This window comes from Streptomyces sp. 71268 (assembly GCF_029392895.1).
In the GTDB taxonomy this organism is placed as follows: domain Bacteria; phylum Actinomycetota; class Actinomycetes; order Streptomycetales; family Streptomycetaceae; genus Streptomyces.
On record NZ_CP114200.1, the window covers coordinates 4,424,080 to 4,440,060 of the forward strand.

General features: G+C 74.4%; 14 protein-coding genes and 2 pseudogenes. 7 read left to right on the top strand and 9 right to left on the bottom strand.

Annotated elements, in window-relative coordinates; translation table 11 throughout:
- Positions 1-61: 61 nt before the first annotated feature.
- Complete coding sequence (locus tag OYE22_RS17150; RefSeq protein WP_277321225.1) at positions 62-733, bottom strand: HhH-GPD-type base excision DNA repair protein; 672 nt, start codon at positions 731-733, stop codon at positions 62-64.
- Positions 734-1,095: 362 nt separating this feature from the next.
- Here OYE22_RS17150 and OYE22_RS17155 point away from each other — a divergent pair, with 362 nt between their 5' ends.
- Positions 1,096-1,776 carry an epimerase gene (locus OYE22_RS17155; protein WP_277321226.1) on the top strand — a complete coding sequence of 227 codons (681 nt, stop codon included), beginning with the start codon at positions 1,096-1,098 and terminating at the stop codon, positions 1,774-1,776.
- Positions 1,777-1,933: 157 nt separating this feature from the next.
- Here the strand turns inward: OYE22_RS17155 and OYE22_RS17160 are convergent, their stop codons facing one another.
- From OYE22_RS17160 to OYE22_RS17170, 3 genes are all read right to left on the bottom strand, one after another.
- Positions 1,934-2,422 carry a carbonic anhydrase gene (locus OYE22_RS17160; protein WP_277321227.1) on the bottom strand — a complete coding sequence of 163 codons (489 nt, stop codon included), beginning with the start codon at positions 2,420-2,422 and terminating at the stop codon, positions 1,934-1,936.
- A gap of 170 nt (positions 2,423-2,592) precedes the next feature.
- Positions 2,593-3,642, bottom strand: coding sequence for a hypothetical protein (locus tag OYE22_RS17165; protein ID WP_277321228.1), 1,050 nt, complete (start codon positions 3,640-3,642; stop codon positions 2,593-2,595).
- Positions 3,643-3,854: 212 nt separating this feature from the next.
- Positions 3,855-7,754 carry a BTAD domain-containing putative transcriptional regulator gene (locus OYE22_RS17170; RefSeq protein ID WP_277321229.1) on the bottom strand — a complete coding sequence of 1,300 codons (3,900 nt, stop codon included), beginning with the start codon at positions 7,752-7,754 and terminating at the stop codon, positions 3,855-3,857.
- 270 nt (positions 7,755-8,024) lie between these two features.
- On the opposite strand from OYE22_RS17170, the gene OYE22_RS17175 reads away from it, so the two are divergent.
- A complete protein-coding gene (locus OYE22_RS17175) occupies positions 8,025-8,996 on the top strand; it encodes an NAD(P)-binding domain-containing protein (protein ID WP_277321230.1) in 972 nt (323 codons plus the stop codon).
- 95 nt (positions 8,997-9,091) lie between these two features.
- Here the strand turns inward: OYE22_RS17175 and OYE22_RS17180 are convergent, their stop codons facing one another.
- Entirely contained in the window at positions 9,092-9,718 is a 627-nt protein-coding gene (locus tag OYE22_RS17180) for a TetR/AcrR family transcriptional regulator (RefSeq protein ID WP_277321231.1), read from the bottom strand.
- A gap of 79 nt (positions 9,719-9,797) precedes the next feature.
- Here OYE22_RS17180 and OYE22_RS17185 point away from each other — a divergent pair, with 79 nt between their 5' ends.
- Positions 9,798-10,187, top strand: coding sequence for a Dabb family protein (locus OYE22_RS17185; protein ID WP_277321232.1), 390 nt, complete (start codon positions 9,798-9,800; stop codon positions 10,185-10,187).
- 178 nt (positions 10,188-10,365) lie between these two features.
- A pseudogene (locus tag OYE22_RS17190) lies at positions 10,366-10,926 on the top strand (DUF4157 domain-containing protein); the annotation flags it as partial.
- 554 nt (positions 10,927-11,480) lie between these two features.
- Here the strand turns inward: OYE22_RS17190 and OYE22_RS17195 are convergent.
- Positions 11,481-12,442 (bottom strand): annotated as a pseudogene (locus tag OYE22_RS17195) (chlorophyllase).
- Between the two features lie 169 nt (positions 12,443-12,611).
- On the opposite strand from OYE22_RS17195, the gene OYE22_RS17200 reads away from it, so the two are divergent.
- A complete protein-coding gene (locus tag OYE22_RS17200; RefSeq protein WP_277321233.1) occupies positions 12,612-13,199 on the top strand; it encodes a TetR/AcrR family transcriptional regulator in 588 nt (195 codons plus the stop codon).
- Positions 13,200-13,318: 119 nt separating this feature from the next.
- On the opposite strand, the gene OYE22_RS17205 is transcribed toward OYE22_RS17200, so the two are convergent.
- The 3 genes from OYE22_RS17205 to OYE22_RS17215 form a co-directional block, all read right to left on the bottom strand.
- Complete coding sequence (locus tag OYE22_RS17205) at positions 13,319-14,149, bottom strand: M55 family metallopeptidase (protein ID WP_277321234.1); 831 nt, start codon at positions 14,147-14,149, stop codon at positions 13,319-13,321.
- 125 nt (positions 14,150-14,274) lie between these two features.
- A complete protein-coding gene (locus OYE22_RS17210; protein ID WP_176162717.1) occupies positions 14,275-14,508 on the bottom strand; it encodes a hypothetical protein in 234 nt (77 codons plus the stop codon).
- Entirely contained in the window at positions 14,505-14,801 is a 297-nt protein-coding gene (locus OYE22_RS17215; RefSeq protein WP_277321235.1) for a hypothetical protein, read from the bottom strand. Before OYE22_RS17215 ends, OYE22_RS17210 begins: the two co-directional genes overlap by 4 nt.
- Positions 14,802-14,931: 130 nt before the next feature.
- Between OYE22_RS17215 and OYE22_RS17220 the strand changes: the two genes are divergently transcribed.
- Both OYE22_RS17220 and OYE22_RS17225 read left to right on the top strand, forming a co-directional pair.
- Positions 14,932-15,759 (top strand): helix-turn-helix transcriptional regulator, encoded by an 828-nt coding sequence (locus OYE22_RS17220; RefSeq protein ID WP_277321236.1) that lies wholly within the window; start codon positions 14,932-14,934, stop codon positions 15,757-15,759.
- Positions 15,756-15,971 carry a DUF397 domain-containing protein gene (locus tag OYE22_RS17225; RefSeq protein WP_277321237.1) on the top strand — a complete coding sequence of 72 codons (216 nt, stop codon included), beginning with the start codon at positions 15,756-15,758 and terminating at the stop codon, positions 15,969-15,971. Before OYE22_RS17220 ends, OYE22_RS17225 begins: the two co-directional genes overlap by 4 nt.
- Positions 15,972-15,981 lie beyond the last annotated feature (10 nt).

Below are 15,981 nucleotides of genomic sequence, written 5' to 3' on the forward strand. Positions count from 1 at the left end.
ACGGAGCCGACATAGGGCCGCATATCGGGAGCTGACGCGCACCGACCCCGGTCCGCTCGGCTCAACCGCGCGGCTTCGCCCCGCCGCGCCCGCCCCCGGCGGCCGGTTTCCGCGCCCCGCCCCTCCCACCGCCCGCCCCGCCGCCCGACTCGCCCTTGGCCGCGCGGGCGGCCTGCTTGGCGCTCTGCTTGTACGCGCGGACCTTGGCCAGCGTCTCGGGGCCCGTGATGTCGGCGGCCGAGCGGTACGCGCCCTCCTCGCCGTACGCCCCCGCCGCCTCCCGCCAGCCGGCGGGCCGCACGCCGAGCTGCTTGCCGAGCAGGGCCAGGAAGATCTGGGACTTCTGCTTGCCGAAGCCCGGCAGGTCGTTCAGGCGGCGCAGCACTTCCCTCCCGTCGTCGCAGTCGCGCCAGAGGTTGGTGGGGTCGCCGTCGTAGTGCTCGACCAGGTACGCGCAGAGCTGCTGGACGCGCCCGGCCATCGAGCCCGGGTAGCGGTGCACGGCGGGCTTGGCGGACAGCAGGGCGGCGAACTCCTCCGGGTCGCGGCCGGCGATGACGTGGGCGTCGAGGTCGTCGGCGCCCAGCCGGCTGGCGATGGTGTACGGGCCGGCGAAGGCCCACTCCATCGGGACCTGTTGGTCGAGCAGCATGCCGATCAGCGTGGCCAGCGGGCTGCGGCTGAGCAGGGCGTCGGCGGCGGGCTCCTGGGCGAGCCGGATGCTGGTGTCCATGGGCGGTCAGGGCGCCGGGGCCGGTGGTGGACGTGGCCCGGGCTGTCCCCGTCCTCCTCTCGTGCCGGGCGGTCGCGGGGGACGTGCTCTGCGGCCATCCTTTCCCGCGCCCCCGCCCTCCGCGACCGCGCGCCACGCCGGGGCCCGCCGCGTGTCCGGGCGCGTGCGTGGGGCGGGCGGACGCCGCGCCGGTCGGGTGGGGGCCAGGTGGTCCGTAGCCCGGCCATGGCGGGCCCGGCCCGGTCGGGGCAGGATCGGGTCGGCGGGTGGGCGGCCGGTACGGCGCGTACCCGGCTCGCGGAGCGGATCGGATCGGATCGCGTCGGACCGGTTCGGTAGATCGGTAGAGGGGACGGCTGGCTGTGAAGGTAGTGATCTTTGGTGCGACCGGGATGGTCGGGCAGGGCGTGCTGCGGGAGTGCCTGCTCGACTCCCGGGTGGAGAGCGTGCTCGCGGTCGGCCGGACCTCGCTCGGGCGGCGCCACCCCAAGCTGCGGGAGGTCATCCACGGCGACTTCACCGACTTCGGGCCCATCGGCGCCGAACTGGCCGGCCTCGACGCCTGCTTCTGGTGCCTGGGCATATCGGCCGGCGGCAAGAGCGCGGCGGAGTACCGGCGGGTGACGTACGACTACACGCTCGCCGGCGCGCACGAGCTGGCCGAGCGCAGCCCGGGGCTCACCTACACCTACGTCTCCGGCGAGGGCACCGACGGCACCGGCCGGTCCCGGGCCAGGTGGGCGCGGGTCAAGGGGGAGACGGAGAACGCGCTGCTGGCGATGGACGGCCTGGAGGCGTACCTGTTCCGGCCCAACTACATCCACCCGGTGCACGGCGAGCGGTCCAAGACGCCGCTGTACCGGGCGGCGTACGCGGCCACCTCCTGGGCGTACCCGGTGCTGCGCCGGGTCGCGCCCGGGCAGGTGACCTCGACGGAGCGGTTGGGGCAGGCCATGATCGCCGTCGTCGGGCGGCGCGGCGGCGAACGGGTGTTGCGCAGCCGGGAGATCAACCGGATCGCGGGCGGGGCCGGGGTGGAGTAGGCGGCGGCGCGGGCCCGGGCGGGGACGGCCGGGCGGCGGGCCGACGCGGCCCGCGTGGCGGGCGCACGGGCCCGGTCCGACACCCGGTCGTCGTGCCGTGGGCCGGTGGGCCCGCCAGAAGCTCACCGACCCGGGGCGCCCCGCCCGGGTGCCCCGTTCACTCCACCTCGTTGAGCCGCCCCGTCGCCACGTCGAAGACGAAGCCGCGCACGGCGTCCGTGTGGGGCACGAACGGGCTGGCCTTGATCCGCCGCACCGACTGCCGCACGTCCTGCTCCACGTCGCCGAACGCCTCCGCCGCCCACGGCGGCCGAATGCCCGTCTCCTCCTCGATCTGCCGCCGGAACGCGTCGTCCGAGAACGTCAGCATCCCGCAGTCGGTGTGGTGGACGAGCACGATCTCCCGCGTGCCGAGCAGCCGTTGGCTGATCGCCAGCGACCGGATCTCGTTCTCGGTGACCGCGCCCCCGGCGTTGCGGATGACGTGCGCCTCACCCTCCTGAATGCCCAGCGCCGCGTACACGTTCAGCCGCGCGTCCATGCAGGCCACCACCGCCACGTGACGCGAGGGCGGCAGCGGCAGCGGCCCTTCGAAGGAAGCGGCGTACGCCTCGTTGTTGGCCAGGTACTCGTCGGTGACGGACATGGTGCACCCGCTTCCTGTCGGCGTGACGCTTGGTGATCGCCACAGCACGGTACGGGCGCGCGAACGCCCTTCGGAAGCCACCGGGCCGCCCGTACACACGCCTGTAGCGTCGCCGCAACAAGCGGATGGCGCGTGGTAGTTGGTGAGGCGTGTGGTCCCGGCGGAGGCATCTACTCGCCCCCGCCACCGCCGTCGCCCCCGCCGCCGTCGCCCCCACCGCCGTCGCCGCCACCGCCGTCACTCCCGCCGCCGTCACCCCAGCCTTCCCCGCCGGAGCCGCCGCCCGAGTCGTCGCTGCCACCACCGATGTGGGTGAACCACGGCTGCTCCCAGGTGATCGGCTCACCCGGGTCGGGGGCGGGGCGGCGGGTGCCGAAGCGGATCGAGCCGGTGCCGTCGCCGAGGGCGAAGGCGATCGCGAAGAACTGGGCCAGCACGGCGTCGAGCGGGTCCGCGCTCTCGTAGCGCACGCCGGCGAGTGGCAGCAGCGGCTGGCTGCGGGTGCGGGCCGGCTCGGCCCGGGTCAGGCGGGCCACCAGCCGGCCGTCGCGGGACAGTTCGGAGCCTCGGTGGTCGTACCGGCGCAGCCCCCACTCGCCCCACTCGGTCCGCAGGGTGACGGCGCGCTGCGACTTGCGCCAGCTCTGCCGTACGGCGAGCGACGCCGGCCGCTCGTCGATGGTCACCGCGAGCATGCCGGCCGCGTCGCGGCTTCCGTACGGCATGCCGTACGGGCCGCGCAGGCGGACGACCGGCGTGCCCGCGCCCCAGACGTCGGCGCGCACCAACCTGCGGTCGACGGTCACGGTGATCGGGCCGGTGGGCCCGGTCGCCTGGCGGCGGGCTATCCACAGCGGTACGCCCTCACCGCGCGCCTGGGCCGCCGCCGCTGCCACCGCGTCGGCGCCGCCGCTCCGGCGCACGGCCAGGTGCCCCAGCGCGTCGGCGAACTCCCGCGCCCGGCGCGCCTTCACCGGCTTGACCGAGCCCGAGGCGCGGACCACGGGCACGACGCCGCTGCCTGCTGGCAACCCGTCGAGCGGGCGCTCGGCCCCGCCCCCGCCGAGCCACTGGCCGCGCAGGAACGCGTCGGCCATCGCCACCATGTTGAGGTGGGACAGCGGCGTACGGGTCCCACCGACCCGCAGCGTGCTGTCGTTGAGTTCGACCGTGGTGGCCAGCGGAACCCATGACCTTTCGGCGTAGCTGACGTCGTTCACCGTTCCCCCGTCGCCGTTCTCGGTGCGCTGGTCGTGCCTGCTGTGTCTGTCGTGCTTGTCGTGCCTGTGGTGTCTGTGATGCCTGCCGTGCTCGTGGCAGGCGCGCGGCGGCCCGTGGTGGGTCGGCGCGCGAGGGGCAAGACGCGAGGTGGTGGGCGCGCGGTTGCCGCGCGGCGCGGGGCGTTTCGCGGGGCGTTTCGCGGGGTGGCTGGTCAGGGGGGCGGGTGCGGGGCATGGGCGGGTTCGGGGCCGGGAGCGGGGGCGGTATGTGGGGTGGGGACGTGGTTCCTTACGGCGTCCGCGGGGGACAGGTGGGTGCCGCGGGCGAAGGCGGCGGCGAACCCCGGGGCGCCGAGGGCCGCGCGGGCCGCCGCCGTGACGCGGTTCACGTCGGTGCGCTCGGCCGGCGGCAGCGGGCTGGCCACCGAGTCGCGGGCCGCGGCGGCGGCGCCGAGCAGCGTGGCGGCGTCGTCGGCCGCGCCGGCCAGGGCCCGGGCGCCCGCCAACCCTTCCAGGGCCAGGGCGAGCGCGCGCGGGTCGCCGAGCCCGCGCGCGACGGCGTAGCCGTCCAGGTGCCGGGCGAGCGCCGTGGCGGCGTCGCCGCGCAGTTCGGCCACGAAGCCCAGCTCGGCCAGAACGAGGCTGCCGCCCGGGCCGTAACCCGTTTCCCGGAACCAGTCCAGGAGCGCGTCCAGATGGCGTTCGGCCGTGTCGTGGTCGCCCTCGGCCCGAGCCCCGAGCGCGAGCCCGATCTCGGCGCTGACCTGGCCGGATCGGGAGTTCTGCGCGCGGGCCAGGTGGAGCGCGCGGGTGTGGTGGGCGCGTGCCCGCGCGGTGTCGCCGGTCAGCAGGGCGATGCGGCCGAGCCCCGTGTGCCGCCGGGACACCTCCGCCCCGAGGCCCAACTCCTCCGCGAGTTCCAGGCCGGCGCGATGCAGTCGGGTGGCGCGCGGGTAGTCACCGGTTATCTCGGCCAGCGTGGCGAGTGGGAAGACGGTCTGCGCCTGGCCCCAGCGGTCGCCGAGGTCGCGGAAGAGTCGCGCGCTCAACTCGCCGTCGTGCCGCACCGCGTCCAGGTCGCCGCGCGCCATCGCGTGCCGGGCTCGCACGCTGAGCGCCGCGGCGGTGCCCCAGGTGTCGCCCAGCGCGCGGAAGGCGGTGACGGCCTGGTCGACCAACTCCTCACCGGTCGCCACGTCCCCGGCCCCCAACTGGGCCGTGCCGAGCAGCCACAACGCGGTGGCGCGGCCGTGCGGGTCGTCCAACTCGTCGTACGCCCGCAGGACGGCCCGAATGCGGGCCCGGGAGCCGCCTGCCGCCACCTCGGTGCCGGCGGGGGCGGGGGCGGGGGACGGGACGGAGGTGGAGGCGGAGGCGGAGGCTTCGGGGGCGCTGAACTCCGCCGTACCGGCCGGGATCGCGGCGGGGCCCGGGTGCTCCATGCGGCTCGGGTGTTCGACGGTGCCCGTGGTGAGTGCGATGGCGGTGTGCCAGGCGGTGGCCAGGGCGCGGGGTGGGGTGATGGCGGCGGGCGGGTGCGGGGCCGTGGCCAGCGCGGCGGCCAGCGCACGGCCGGCCTCGGCGAGCCGGCCGCGCACCACCCAGTACCAGGCGAGCGCGTTCACCATGCGCAACGCGCGGTCGCCGCCGGCGGCATGGCGTACGGCGTGGTCGAGCGCCCGGCGCAGGTTGGCTCCCTCGTCGTCCAGGCGCTCAAGCCAGTACCGCTGCTCGGGCCCGCGCAGCCGGGGCGCGACCCGTTCCGCGAGGTCGGCGTAGTACCGGCCGTGCCGCTCGCGTACGGATTCCGCCTCGCCGGCCGCGCGCAGCCGCTCCGCGCCGTAGGCGCTCACCGACTCCAGGAGCCGGTAACGCGGACCCGTCGGCCCGTCGTCCACCACCACCAGGGACCGTTCCACCAGCCGGGCGAGCACGTCGAGCACCCGGCCGGAGCCGTCCTGCCCCGCGACCGCCGCCTGGCCGCACACGGCCTCGGCCGCCTCCGGCGCGCAGCCGCCCGCGAAGACGGCGAGCCGGCGCAGCACGGCGCGCTCGGGGTCGGTCAGCAGGCCCCAGCTCCAGTCGATCATCGTGCGCAGGGTGCGGTGCCGGGCGGGGGCGTCGCGGTGGCCGCCGGAGAGGAGGGTGAGCCGCTCGTCGAGGCGCGCGGCGAGCCCGTGCACCCCCAGCGTGCGCACCCGGGCCGCCGCCAACTCCAGTGCCAGCGGCAGACCGTCGAGGCGGCGGCAGAGCGCCGCGACGGCCGGGGCGTTGGCCGCCGTGAGGGCGAAGCCGGGGGCGCTCGCCGCGCGGGCCACGAAGAGCTGGACGGAACCGAACTCCTCGAGGGCGGACGGGTCCGCGTCGCTCGCCGGGGCCGGCAGCTCAAGGGGCGGTACCGGCCACACCCGCTCCCCGGCGACGCCGAGTGGTTCCTGGCTGGTGGCCAGCACGCACAGCCCGGGCGCGGCCCGCAGCAACGCCGCCACCACGTGCCCGACCGGCTCCACGAGGTGCTCGCAGTTGTCCAGCACCAGCAACACCCGCATCGCGCGCACCGCCCCGACCAGCCGATCGAGCCGGGCGGCGCCGCACGCGCGCGGGGAAGCCGTCGCGTCGGGAGCGAAGACGGGATCGGGGACGGGAGCGGGGGCGGGAGCGGGGGCGGGAGCGGGGGCGGAACCGTGGCCGGGCTCGGGCGAGTGTGGGGTGTCGTCGCGGATGGCCAGCACCTTCAGCACGCGCTCGACCACGGCGTACGTACTCGCGTCATACGTGCCCGCGTCGTACGCACCCGCGTCGTACGCACCCGCGTCGTACGCGTCCGGGTTCGCGTCGACGTTCGTGCCCGCGCCCGCGCTCGCCTGGGCTTCGGGGCCGAGGGTGGCCAGTTCCACCAACCACACGCCGTCGGTGAAGCCGCCCCCGACAGCCGGGAAGTCGCCACCGGTGGACGGTTCCCCGACGGTCGGGCCCTCGACGGTCAGGCCGTTGATGTACGGGTCGTTGGCGTACGGATCGTCGGCGTACGGGTCGCCAGCGGGCGGGGCGACGGGCCGGGCCCGCAGCCGGCCCGCGGCGGCGAGGGCGAGGCGTGTCTTGCCGACGCCGCCCGGTCCGGTGAGCGTCACCAGGCGGTGCGGGCCGAGGAGTTCGGCGATGGCGGACACGGCGTCGGCGCGGCCGATGAGCGGTGAGACGGCGGCCGGAAGGTTGCCGGGGCCCGGGCCGGAGGACGGCCGGGCGGCGGGTCCCGGCGCACGGTTCGGCACCACAGCGCCGGCGGTCCCGCTGTGAACACGCGCCTTGAGCGGGGCCGGAGGGGTGTCGAGCGACGGGTCCTGGCGCAGCATGGCCTGTTGGAGGGCGACGAGTGCCGGGCTCGGGCTCAGGCCCGTCTCGTCGGCCAGGCGGCGGCGCAGCACGGCGTACTCCTCCAGCGCCTCCGCCGGGCGCCCGGCCAGGTAGAGGGCCCGCAACCGGGTGCCCCACAGCCGTTCCCGTAGCGGGTAGCGCTCGACCAGGGCGCTCAGCTCGCCGGTCAGCGCGGCGTGTTCGCCCAGCGCGAGCCGGGCCTCGGCGCGCTCCTCCCACGCGGTCAGCCGGTCCTCGTCGAGCCGGGTGACGGCCGCCCGCGCGAACGGCCGGTCCGCGAAGTCGGCGAACGCCTCGCCGCGCCACAGCTCAAGCGCCCGCGTCAGTACGCGCACGCGGGCGCGCGGGTCCGCCGTGCCTCGGGCCTGGCGGAGCAGCGCGGTGAAGCGGGTCGCGTCGACGGCCGCGCCGGTGGGGCCGTCAGCGGGGGCGTCGGCGGGGGCGCCGGCCCGAAGCGCGTAGCCGGCCGGGCCGGCGGTGAGCAGGTCCCGGCCGCCTGGTTCGGCCGCCGCCAGCACGCGACGGAGCTGCGACACCTTGCCCTGGAGCGCGTTGGTCGGGTGAGCGGGCAGCGCGTCGTCCTCCCACAGGGCGCCCACCAGCCGCTCCACGGCCACCGGCCGCCCCGGGTCCACGAGGAGCCGCGCGAGCAGCACCCGGACCCTCGCCCCCGGGACCGGCACGGGCGCGCCGTCCGCCGTCCACACGGCGAGCGGGCCCAGCACCCCGAATCGCATGGAGATCACGATAGCCCGCCGCCTCGAACGACCGTTCCCACCCGCGTTCCCGCCACCTCCTGCCGGCGCGCCCGCCCGTGTTCCCCCCCGACGCGCCCACTCGCGTCCGACGACCGACAGCGAACCGACAGCCGACCGGCAGCCCCCACCCGCAGGGTGAAACCACGCCCCGGGGACCGCCGAACCGACGCCCGTGGGGCACCCAACGCCGCCACGTACGAGACGTACGCCGGCCTCACCCACACGCACACCCGCCACAGGAGACACGCCATGCCCAGCACCGAGCCCCAGCCCCAACCCACCACCCCGTCCCAGCCCCAGCCCAGGAACCCCCAGCCCGGGGGCCCCCGGCCCGGGGACGATCACGACCAGCACATCGCGGTCATCGGCCTCGGCAACCTGGGCCGCGTGCTGGCCGGGACGCTCCTGGACACCGGCTACCGGGTGACCGTCTGGAACCGGTCGGCCGCCCGGGCCGAGCCGCTGGTCGAGCGGGGCGCGCGGCGCGCGGAGACGGTGGCCGAGGCGGTCGCGGCGGCCGACCTGGTGATCGTCTGCGTGCTCGACTATGCCGTGGTGCGCGAACTCCTCACCCCCGCCGCCGACGTACTCGCCGGCCGCGTGCTGCTCAACGTCACCTCCGGCACCCCCGAACAGGTCGGCGACATCGCCCCGTGGGTGGCCGCGCAGGGCGCGTCGTACCTGGACGGCGCCGTGTACGCGGTGCCGCAGACCATCGGCACGCCGAGCGCGTTCGTCCTCTACAGCGGCTCGCCCGCGGCCTTCGCCGCCCACCGCGAACGGCTCGAACTCTTCGGCTCCGCCCGGTTCACCGGCGAGCGCCCGGAGACGGCGGCGGGTTACGACACGGCGATCCTCAGCGGCATGTACGGCATGTTCGCGGGCTTCTTCCACGCGGTGGCGCTCGCCGAGACATACGGCATCACGGCCACCGACCTGACCGACCCGCTGGTGCGCTGGCTCCGGGACGCCGCCGCCGCGCTGCCGGGATTCGCGGCCGAGATCGACGCCGGCGCGTACCTGACCGAGACCTCCAACCTGGACATCAACGCGGCCGGCCTCGCCTCCATCCTCACCGCCAGTCAGACCCAGGGCGTTCCCACGGACCTGCTGGCCCCGCTCCACGCCCTGTTCACGGACCAACTCGCCCTCGGCCACGGCGCGGACAGCCTGGCGCGCGCGATCGAGTCGGTGCGGGGGGCGCGGGGAGTCAGTGGGTGAGGTGGCGGGGTAGTCCGGCCAGCTCGTCCGTCGGCCGGCCCGGGCGGGCCCCGGCGGGCGGCCCCGCGCGAGCCCCACGACCAGGGCCGGCCGGGTCAGGCTCCGTACGCGCGCAGGAAGACGTCCACGGCGCTGGCCGCGACGGTGTCCGGATCGGCGGTCGGGCGGTACTCCAGCGGGCCGGTGAGCAGCGAGAGGAAGTGTTCGGCGGCCAGCTCCGGATCGCTCGCGCGCAGGTGGCCGGCGAGGGCCAGCCGGGCCAGCCGGTCGGCGAGCGCGGACCGTACGCGCAGGGCCGTGCGCTCGCGCACGCTCGCCGCCAGATCGGGGAACTGCGCGGCCTGCGCGCAGGCCAACTGCCGTACGGCCGCAGCTTCTTCGTCGGTCCAGGCGCGGAGCAGGTCGCGGGCGACGACCGTCAGCCGGTCGTGCGGGGCGCGGTCGGTGGCGGCCTCGCGCAGCCCCTCGACGACGGCCAGACACCGCGCGCCGATCCGGTCGGCGGCGGCCTCGACGGCCTCGCGGTAGAGGGTCTCCTTGTCGTGCAGGTGGTTGTAGACGGTCGGCTTGGCGACGCGCGCCTCCTGGGCGATGTCCTTCACGCACGCCTGCGTGTAGCCGTGCCGCGCGAAGACCGTGAACGCGCCGTCCAGGATCGCCTGCCGCCGCTCCGTCCGCCCACGGGGCGCCGTCCCGCCGCCCGTTGACATTTCTGAACCCATGGGTTCAGTCTAAAGCTGAACCATTAAGACAACATTCTTGAACCCATGGGTTCAATTGCCGACGAGAGGTGGGGCAGGCGTGATCGTTCACATGCTGCGTTTCGCGTTCAAGGAGACCGTGACCGAGGAGGAGCGCGAGCGCGTGTTGCAGGTGTTCCGGCGCACGGCCGCCGTCGAGTCGGTGTCGTTCTCGACCGTGGGTCAGAACCTCGGCGACCCCGACGGCCTCACCCACGCCTTCTGCGTGGGCATCGCCGACCTGCCGGCCCTCCGGCGCTACATGCACGACCCGGTGCACCTGGCCGGCGACCCGCAGATCATGCCGTACCTGGCCAGGATCGCCATCGGCCCGGACCTCTCCGACGACATGTCGCCCACCCTGGCCCGGGACGTCCTGGCCCTGCACGAGGAGAAGGTCGCGCTCTACCCGGAGTGGGCCGCCGAACTCGCCCCGCTGCTGGCGGCCTAGCGAGGCGGCTGCCAGCGCGAGGTGTCGCGTACCACGGCCGCGCGGGCACCGTCCGGACGTACTTCCTGCACCCGGGGCTGCCCCTCCGTGCCTTCCCACGGCCGCCACCGACTCCGTAGGAGTGGAGGCGGACGAAGCCCCGGAGGCCAGGCAGACCGGAGAGAAGGGTCGTATCCGCATGCGCGCCACAGAGCAGTCAGCGGCGGACGCCGGTAGGCGGCGCCAGTCGAACGGGACGCGTGCGACGGCACCGGCCGCGCGACCTGGCGGCCGGGCTGTGCCCCCGCGCCTGGCCGGGGCGCTGCAACGCACCGCTGGCAACGCGGTGGTGAGCCGCATGGTCCAGGGTCGGCAGCGCGCGGGTGAGGGCGACGACGAGGCGGTGCAGCGGTCCACGGTGCACGACGTGCTGCGCTCGGCCGGGCGGCCCCTGGACGAGTCGGTCCGTACGGAGATGGAGGCGCGGCTGGGCGCGGACTTCTCCGACGTCCGCCTCCACACCGGCAGCAGGGCCCGCGCCTCCGCGGCCGAGGTCGGGGCCCGGGCCTACACCAGCGGCAACCACGTGGTTATCGGCCAGGGCGGTGCGGACCAACACACCCTCGCGCATGAGCTCACGCACGTCATCCAGCAGCGCCAGGGCCCGGTCGCCGGCACCGACAACGGTTCGGGCCTCCGCGTGTCCGGCCCCTCGGACCGCTTCGAGCGCGCGGCTGAGGCCAATGCCAGGCGCGTGATGGCACGGCCCGTCGGCTCGAGGGCGGTGACGTCAGGGACCTCGGAACCCGAGGGGCCGGGGCGTCGGTCGACCGACCCCGGCGGGTGGGGCGGTGGCGTGGCGGTGGACGTGCAGCGCGCTCCGGAGGAAGCCAGGTGGACGCTGGACAAGAAAGGGGCGAAGTTCAAGGACCTCACCAAGTCCGAGGAGGCCGCCTTCGACGCGTTCCAGAACGCGATCCACAACGAGGGCAAACACCCGAGGGAGGCGGCGAAGGAGGCCCGAGACGCCAACTGCAAGAAGCTGCAGGGTGATCAGTACCAGATCCGCCTGAGCGGAGGCAGCCGGGCCACGTTCCTCGTCCAGGAGGCCACCATGACGGTCAAGGTGCTCCAGGTCGGCGGCCACACCTGACGACCTTCGCGTGCGGCGTCCCGTGTGGCGGCCCCCACGCCGCACCACCCCCGTGCCATCCCAAGCGCCGGGGGCGCCCGAACAGGGGGCGCCCGAACAGGGGGCGCCGGAGCAGGGGGCGCCCGAGCAGGGGGCGCCGGAGGGCGCCGCCTACCCGCCGCTCACTTCGACTCCACCTGCCCCAGCGCGTTCGGGCCGGTCGTCAGGGACCGGCTCACCGTCTGCCAGGCGGGGTCGCCCGGGTAGAGCTGGCTGCGCAGGTACGCGCAGGTCAGACGCTGAACGGCGGAGACGCGCTCCGGGCTCTCGTCCGTCGTCTCGGCGACGTCGTAGCCGGCGACCCCGCCGAGCCCGTGCTCCCCGCCGTACAGCGTGAGCAGGGTTTTGGGCGCGGGGGCCAGCGCGTACGGGTCGGCGTGCCAGGCCGGGCCGAGGTGGGTGAGGTGGGACGAGTCGTCGCGGTCGCCGATGACCACGAGCGCGGGCGTGGTCATCGTGGCGTAGTCCGTGTGCGTGAGGAAGGCGACGAACTCGGCGGCCGACTCGACCAGCGCGTCACCCCCACGCCCCGGCGCGGCGAGCAACACGCCCGCCCTGATACGGGGTTCGGCCAGCGACACCTCGCCGCCGTCGCGCGGATCGACGTACCGGGCGCCCAGCAGCAGGCTCGCGGTGTGCCCGCCCATCGAGTGCCCGGCGACCGCGACCCGCTCGCGGTCCAGGCGGCCGGCGAGGTGCGGCACGGCGGCCTCGATCTCGTCGAGCCGGTCCAGGACGCGCGTCATGTCCTCGGCGCGCGAGCGCCAGTGCAGCGGGCGCCCGGGGTGTCCGGCGGCAGGTTCAGCGAGCGCGAGCTGAGGTGGGTGGGTTGGAGGACGACGAACCCGTGCGCCGCCCAGAAGTGGGCCAGCGGCGCGTAGCCGTTCAGCGAGGAGAGGTGGTTCGAGTAACCCTGGCCGTGCGAGAGGAGGAGGATCGGCAGGTTGGTCCCGGTGACCGGCGCGGAGACGCGGAGTTCCAGGTCAACGGCGCGTTCGGGGGTGGGGAGGACGACCGGGCTGACCGAGAGGACGGGAGCGGGCGCCCCGAGGGCGGCGTCGCTCGACTGCGTCGTTTCACTCATGGTGCTGGGTGTTCCCTTCGAGGGCGTCGGCCGCCGGGGCCCGGGAGCGGGCGCGGCGGGCGAGGCGTACGGGAGGGCCCGGCTTCAGCTAAGCTGTAAGCGGAGCGCTGTTCCAATTACGATACGGAGCACTGTTCCGCTTTGTCAACGTCGCTGGTAGGAGTACGTAATGCCGAGTGCGGGCCAGTCCGGGAAGGCGCCGCCCCGGGGCAAGCGGGCCGATGCGCAGCGCAACGAACAGGCGTTGCTCGCCGCCGCCGCGGCGGTGTTCGTGACCTCGGGCGTCGACGCGCCGATCCGCCGGATCGCGGCCGAGGCCGGGGTGGGCATGGGCACGATCTACCGCCACTTCCCGACCCGGTCCGACCTCGTCGTCGCCGTCTACCGGCACCAGGTGGACGCGTGCGCGGAGGCCGGCCCGACGCTGCTCGCCGAGGCGGACTCGCCGTTCGCCGCGCTGCGCGCGTGGGTGGACCTCTTCGTCGACTTCCTGGTCACCAAGCACGGCCTGGCCAAGGCCATGCAGTCCGACGGCGGCGGCTTCGACGCGCTGCACGCCTACTTCCTGGACCGGTTGGTGCCCGTCTGCGCGCGGTTGCTCGACGCCGCGGTCGAGGCCGGCGAGATCGAGCCGGGCACGCCACCGCAGGAACTCATGCGCGGCGTCGGCAACCTGTGCATCGGCCGCGACAGCGACCCCGACTACGACCCCCGCCGCCTGGTCGCCCTACTGCTGCGGGGGTTGCGGGCGGGGTAGCGGGCCCGGCGAACGGGCCCGGGGTGTCGGCCTCAACCCCCCGGCAACCGTCGGGCGGTTGAGGCCCGTCCACCGTCGCACTCCGGGGGCGTGCCACCCCGGCCCGCACCCGCGTGGGGTCACCCCGGCTTGATCGTCCCGAGCTGTACGAGGAGGAGCACCAGCCGGTACGCCTCGGCGAAGTCGGTGGCGGTGAAGGTGACCGTACGGCCGCCCGCGCCCCGTCCGACGCCCGGCACGAGCATGGCCAGGTCCACCGTGGTCGGGCTGGCGAGGTCGATCTCGACCTCCACCGGGCCCGGGAAGGCCAGCCGCTGGCCCCGTAGCCCGGCCCGCGTGACCGCTCTGGCGGACGCGTCGCGCAGTCGCTCCCGGGCCTCCTCGGGGTGCAGGGTGACGGCCGCGCTCTGCCCGATGGCCTGCTTGACGGCGACGGTACGTACGCCCGGCACCAGTTCGGACACCTCGTCACAGGCCGTGTCGTCGCCGCTCAGCAACACCACCGGCACGCCCAGGTGTCCGGCCATCGCGGTGTTCAGCCCGATCTCGCCCAGCGAGCGCCCGGCGACGCGGACATCGAGTACGGCGTCGCTCATGGTGTGCGCGAGGACGGCGGGCCCGGCGCCGGCCCGCCCGTGGTAGCCGACGAGGAGCACGGCCTCGGTCGAGCCGTCGAGCCCGGCCAGCATCCCCAACGGGCGCGGCTTCCCGCGCACCAGCCGCGCCCGCCGGTCCAGCGCCTCCGGCAGCAGGTTGCGGAACGGCCCGTGCGCGTCGGCGACCAGCACGGTGGCGGCGGGTTCGGCGTCGAGCACGCCGGCGATCGCGGCGTTCGCCTCGGCGGTCATGAGCTGTCGCGCGCGCTCGTAGTCGTAACCACTCGGATTGGTCTCGCTCGGGTGCACGACCCCCGAGACGCCTTCCATGTCCACGGATATCAGTACCTTCATGGACGCCGAGCCTACGGAGCGCGCCCGCGCGCGGGGGCGCGAGCACGCACGCGGCGGGGCCGCCCCGGCGCGGACTTCCGCGCGGGGGGCCCCTGGTGCGCCACGGCCCGTGCCCCGGGCGTGGTTCACTCCTCGTCGCGCAGGACGCGGGCGTAGTCGGTGACCACCCGGCGGAACAGGTCGTGCCCCGGGTTGCGGCCGGTGTGCCGCAGGCACCAGTCCCGCGCGTCGTCCTGGTCCTCAAACCCGCCCGACTCGGCCCGGCAGCCGGCGGTCATGCAGAACGCCTCGTACGTCACGCCACCCTCCGGCGCCTGGCGAATGGTGTGCTGGACGAACCGGTACACGGCGTACGTCATGCGGGGCCGGCCTCTCGGCCGGTGTGACCACCGTCGTCGTGCGCCGGGTTGCCCCAGTACAGCGCTGGCCCACGGGACTTCGGCTCCCCTCGCGTGAGGCGCTGACCGCGCTCGTCGGCCACGTGCAGGACGTCGTCCAGGCTCTCGGTCAGCCGGGCGCAGGTGTAGCGGAGTACGTGGGCGGGCTGGCGAGGGACGGAAAGTACGTCCTTGGCGTGGGCCAACAGTTCGCGGCTCATGGCGAGTTGGATGGCCTCGCGGCCGTTGTCGAGTGGTTCAGGGGCAGAGGGCATGACGAACCTCGTCTCGTGCTCGGTCCCGGGAAAGGGGAAATCACTGTCTGTAGTGCGATCGTTGCGCAGGCGTGCGTAGGCTGAGAAGCAGCTCGTGTGCCGCCGTCGTTGACGGGAAAAGGGGTTGCGTATGTCCGTTCGCCCACGCCACTTGACGCCCGACAAGTCCGCTCGACACCTGTTCGGCGCGGAGATGCGCCGACTACGCGAGGCGGCGGGCATGACGCTCGAAGCCTTGGGAGAGATCGTCAGGTACAGCAAGAGTTCGCTGCACCGCTTCGAGTTCGCCGAGTCAGTGCTCCCGCCGGACCTGCCAGGCAAGTTGGACGCGGCCTTCGGGACGGACGGGCTGTTCGTCAGGCTGTACGCCCTGGCCAAGAAGGAGATTCATCCGGATCAGTTCCGGCGCATGATGAACTTCGAGGCTCAGGCCCGGCTCATTCAGCAGTACACCGGCCAGATCATGCCCGGCATCGTGCAGACGAGGGCGTACTCGCGCGCGCTGTTCGAGGTGTACAACCCGAAGGCCACGGTCTACGAGATCGATGAACTGGTCGCGGCGCGAATGAGCCGACAGGAGTTGCTGAGCGCCGACTCGCCGCCAGATCTGTCCCTGATCCTGGATGAGGCCGTCATAAGGCGCAGCTTCGGCGGACCGGCTGTGATGCGCGAGCAGTTGCAGCGACTGCTGGACCTGACGCTGACGCCGACGACCGTGGTCCAGATCATTCCGTTCGAGCATGGTGGGCACGCGTTGGTGGGTGGGTCGCTGAGGTTGATGACTATGGAAGACGGGTCGCAGGTCGTCTACGAAGAGAGCATCAGCACGGGCACGTTGCTTGAGGATCAGGAGGTCGTCGCGGCACGACGCCGGGACTACGATCTGCTCACAGCACATGCCCTGTCGCCGGAACAGACGGCGGCTTTCATTCGGTCAGCCTTGGAGGCGTTAGCGTGAGTGCGAACTTGGACTTGAACCGAGTCTCATGGGTCAAGTCGTCGTACAGCGGCAACGGTGGCGATAACTGCGTGGAGTGGGCACCGTCGGCCATCAGCGTTGGTGTGGTTCCGGTTCGCGACAGCAAGGACCCGCAGGGCCCGGCACTGGTCTTCGACACGGCGGCTTGGTCGGCATTCGTCGGGGCTGTGCGTGACGGCGAGTTCGACTGAACCGCACGAA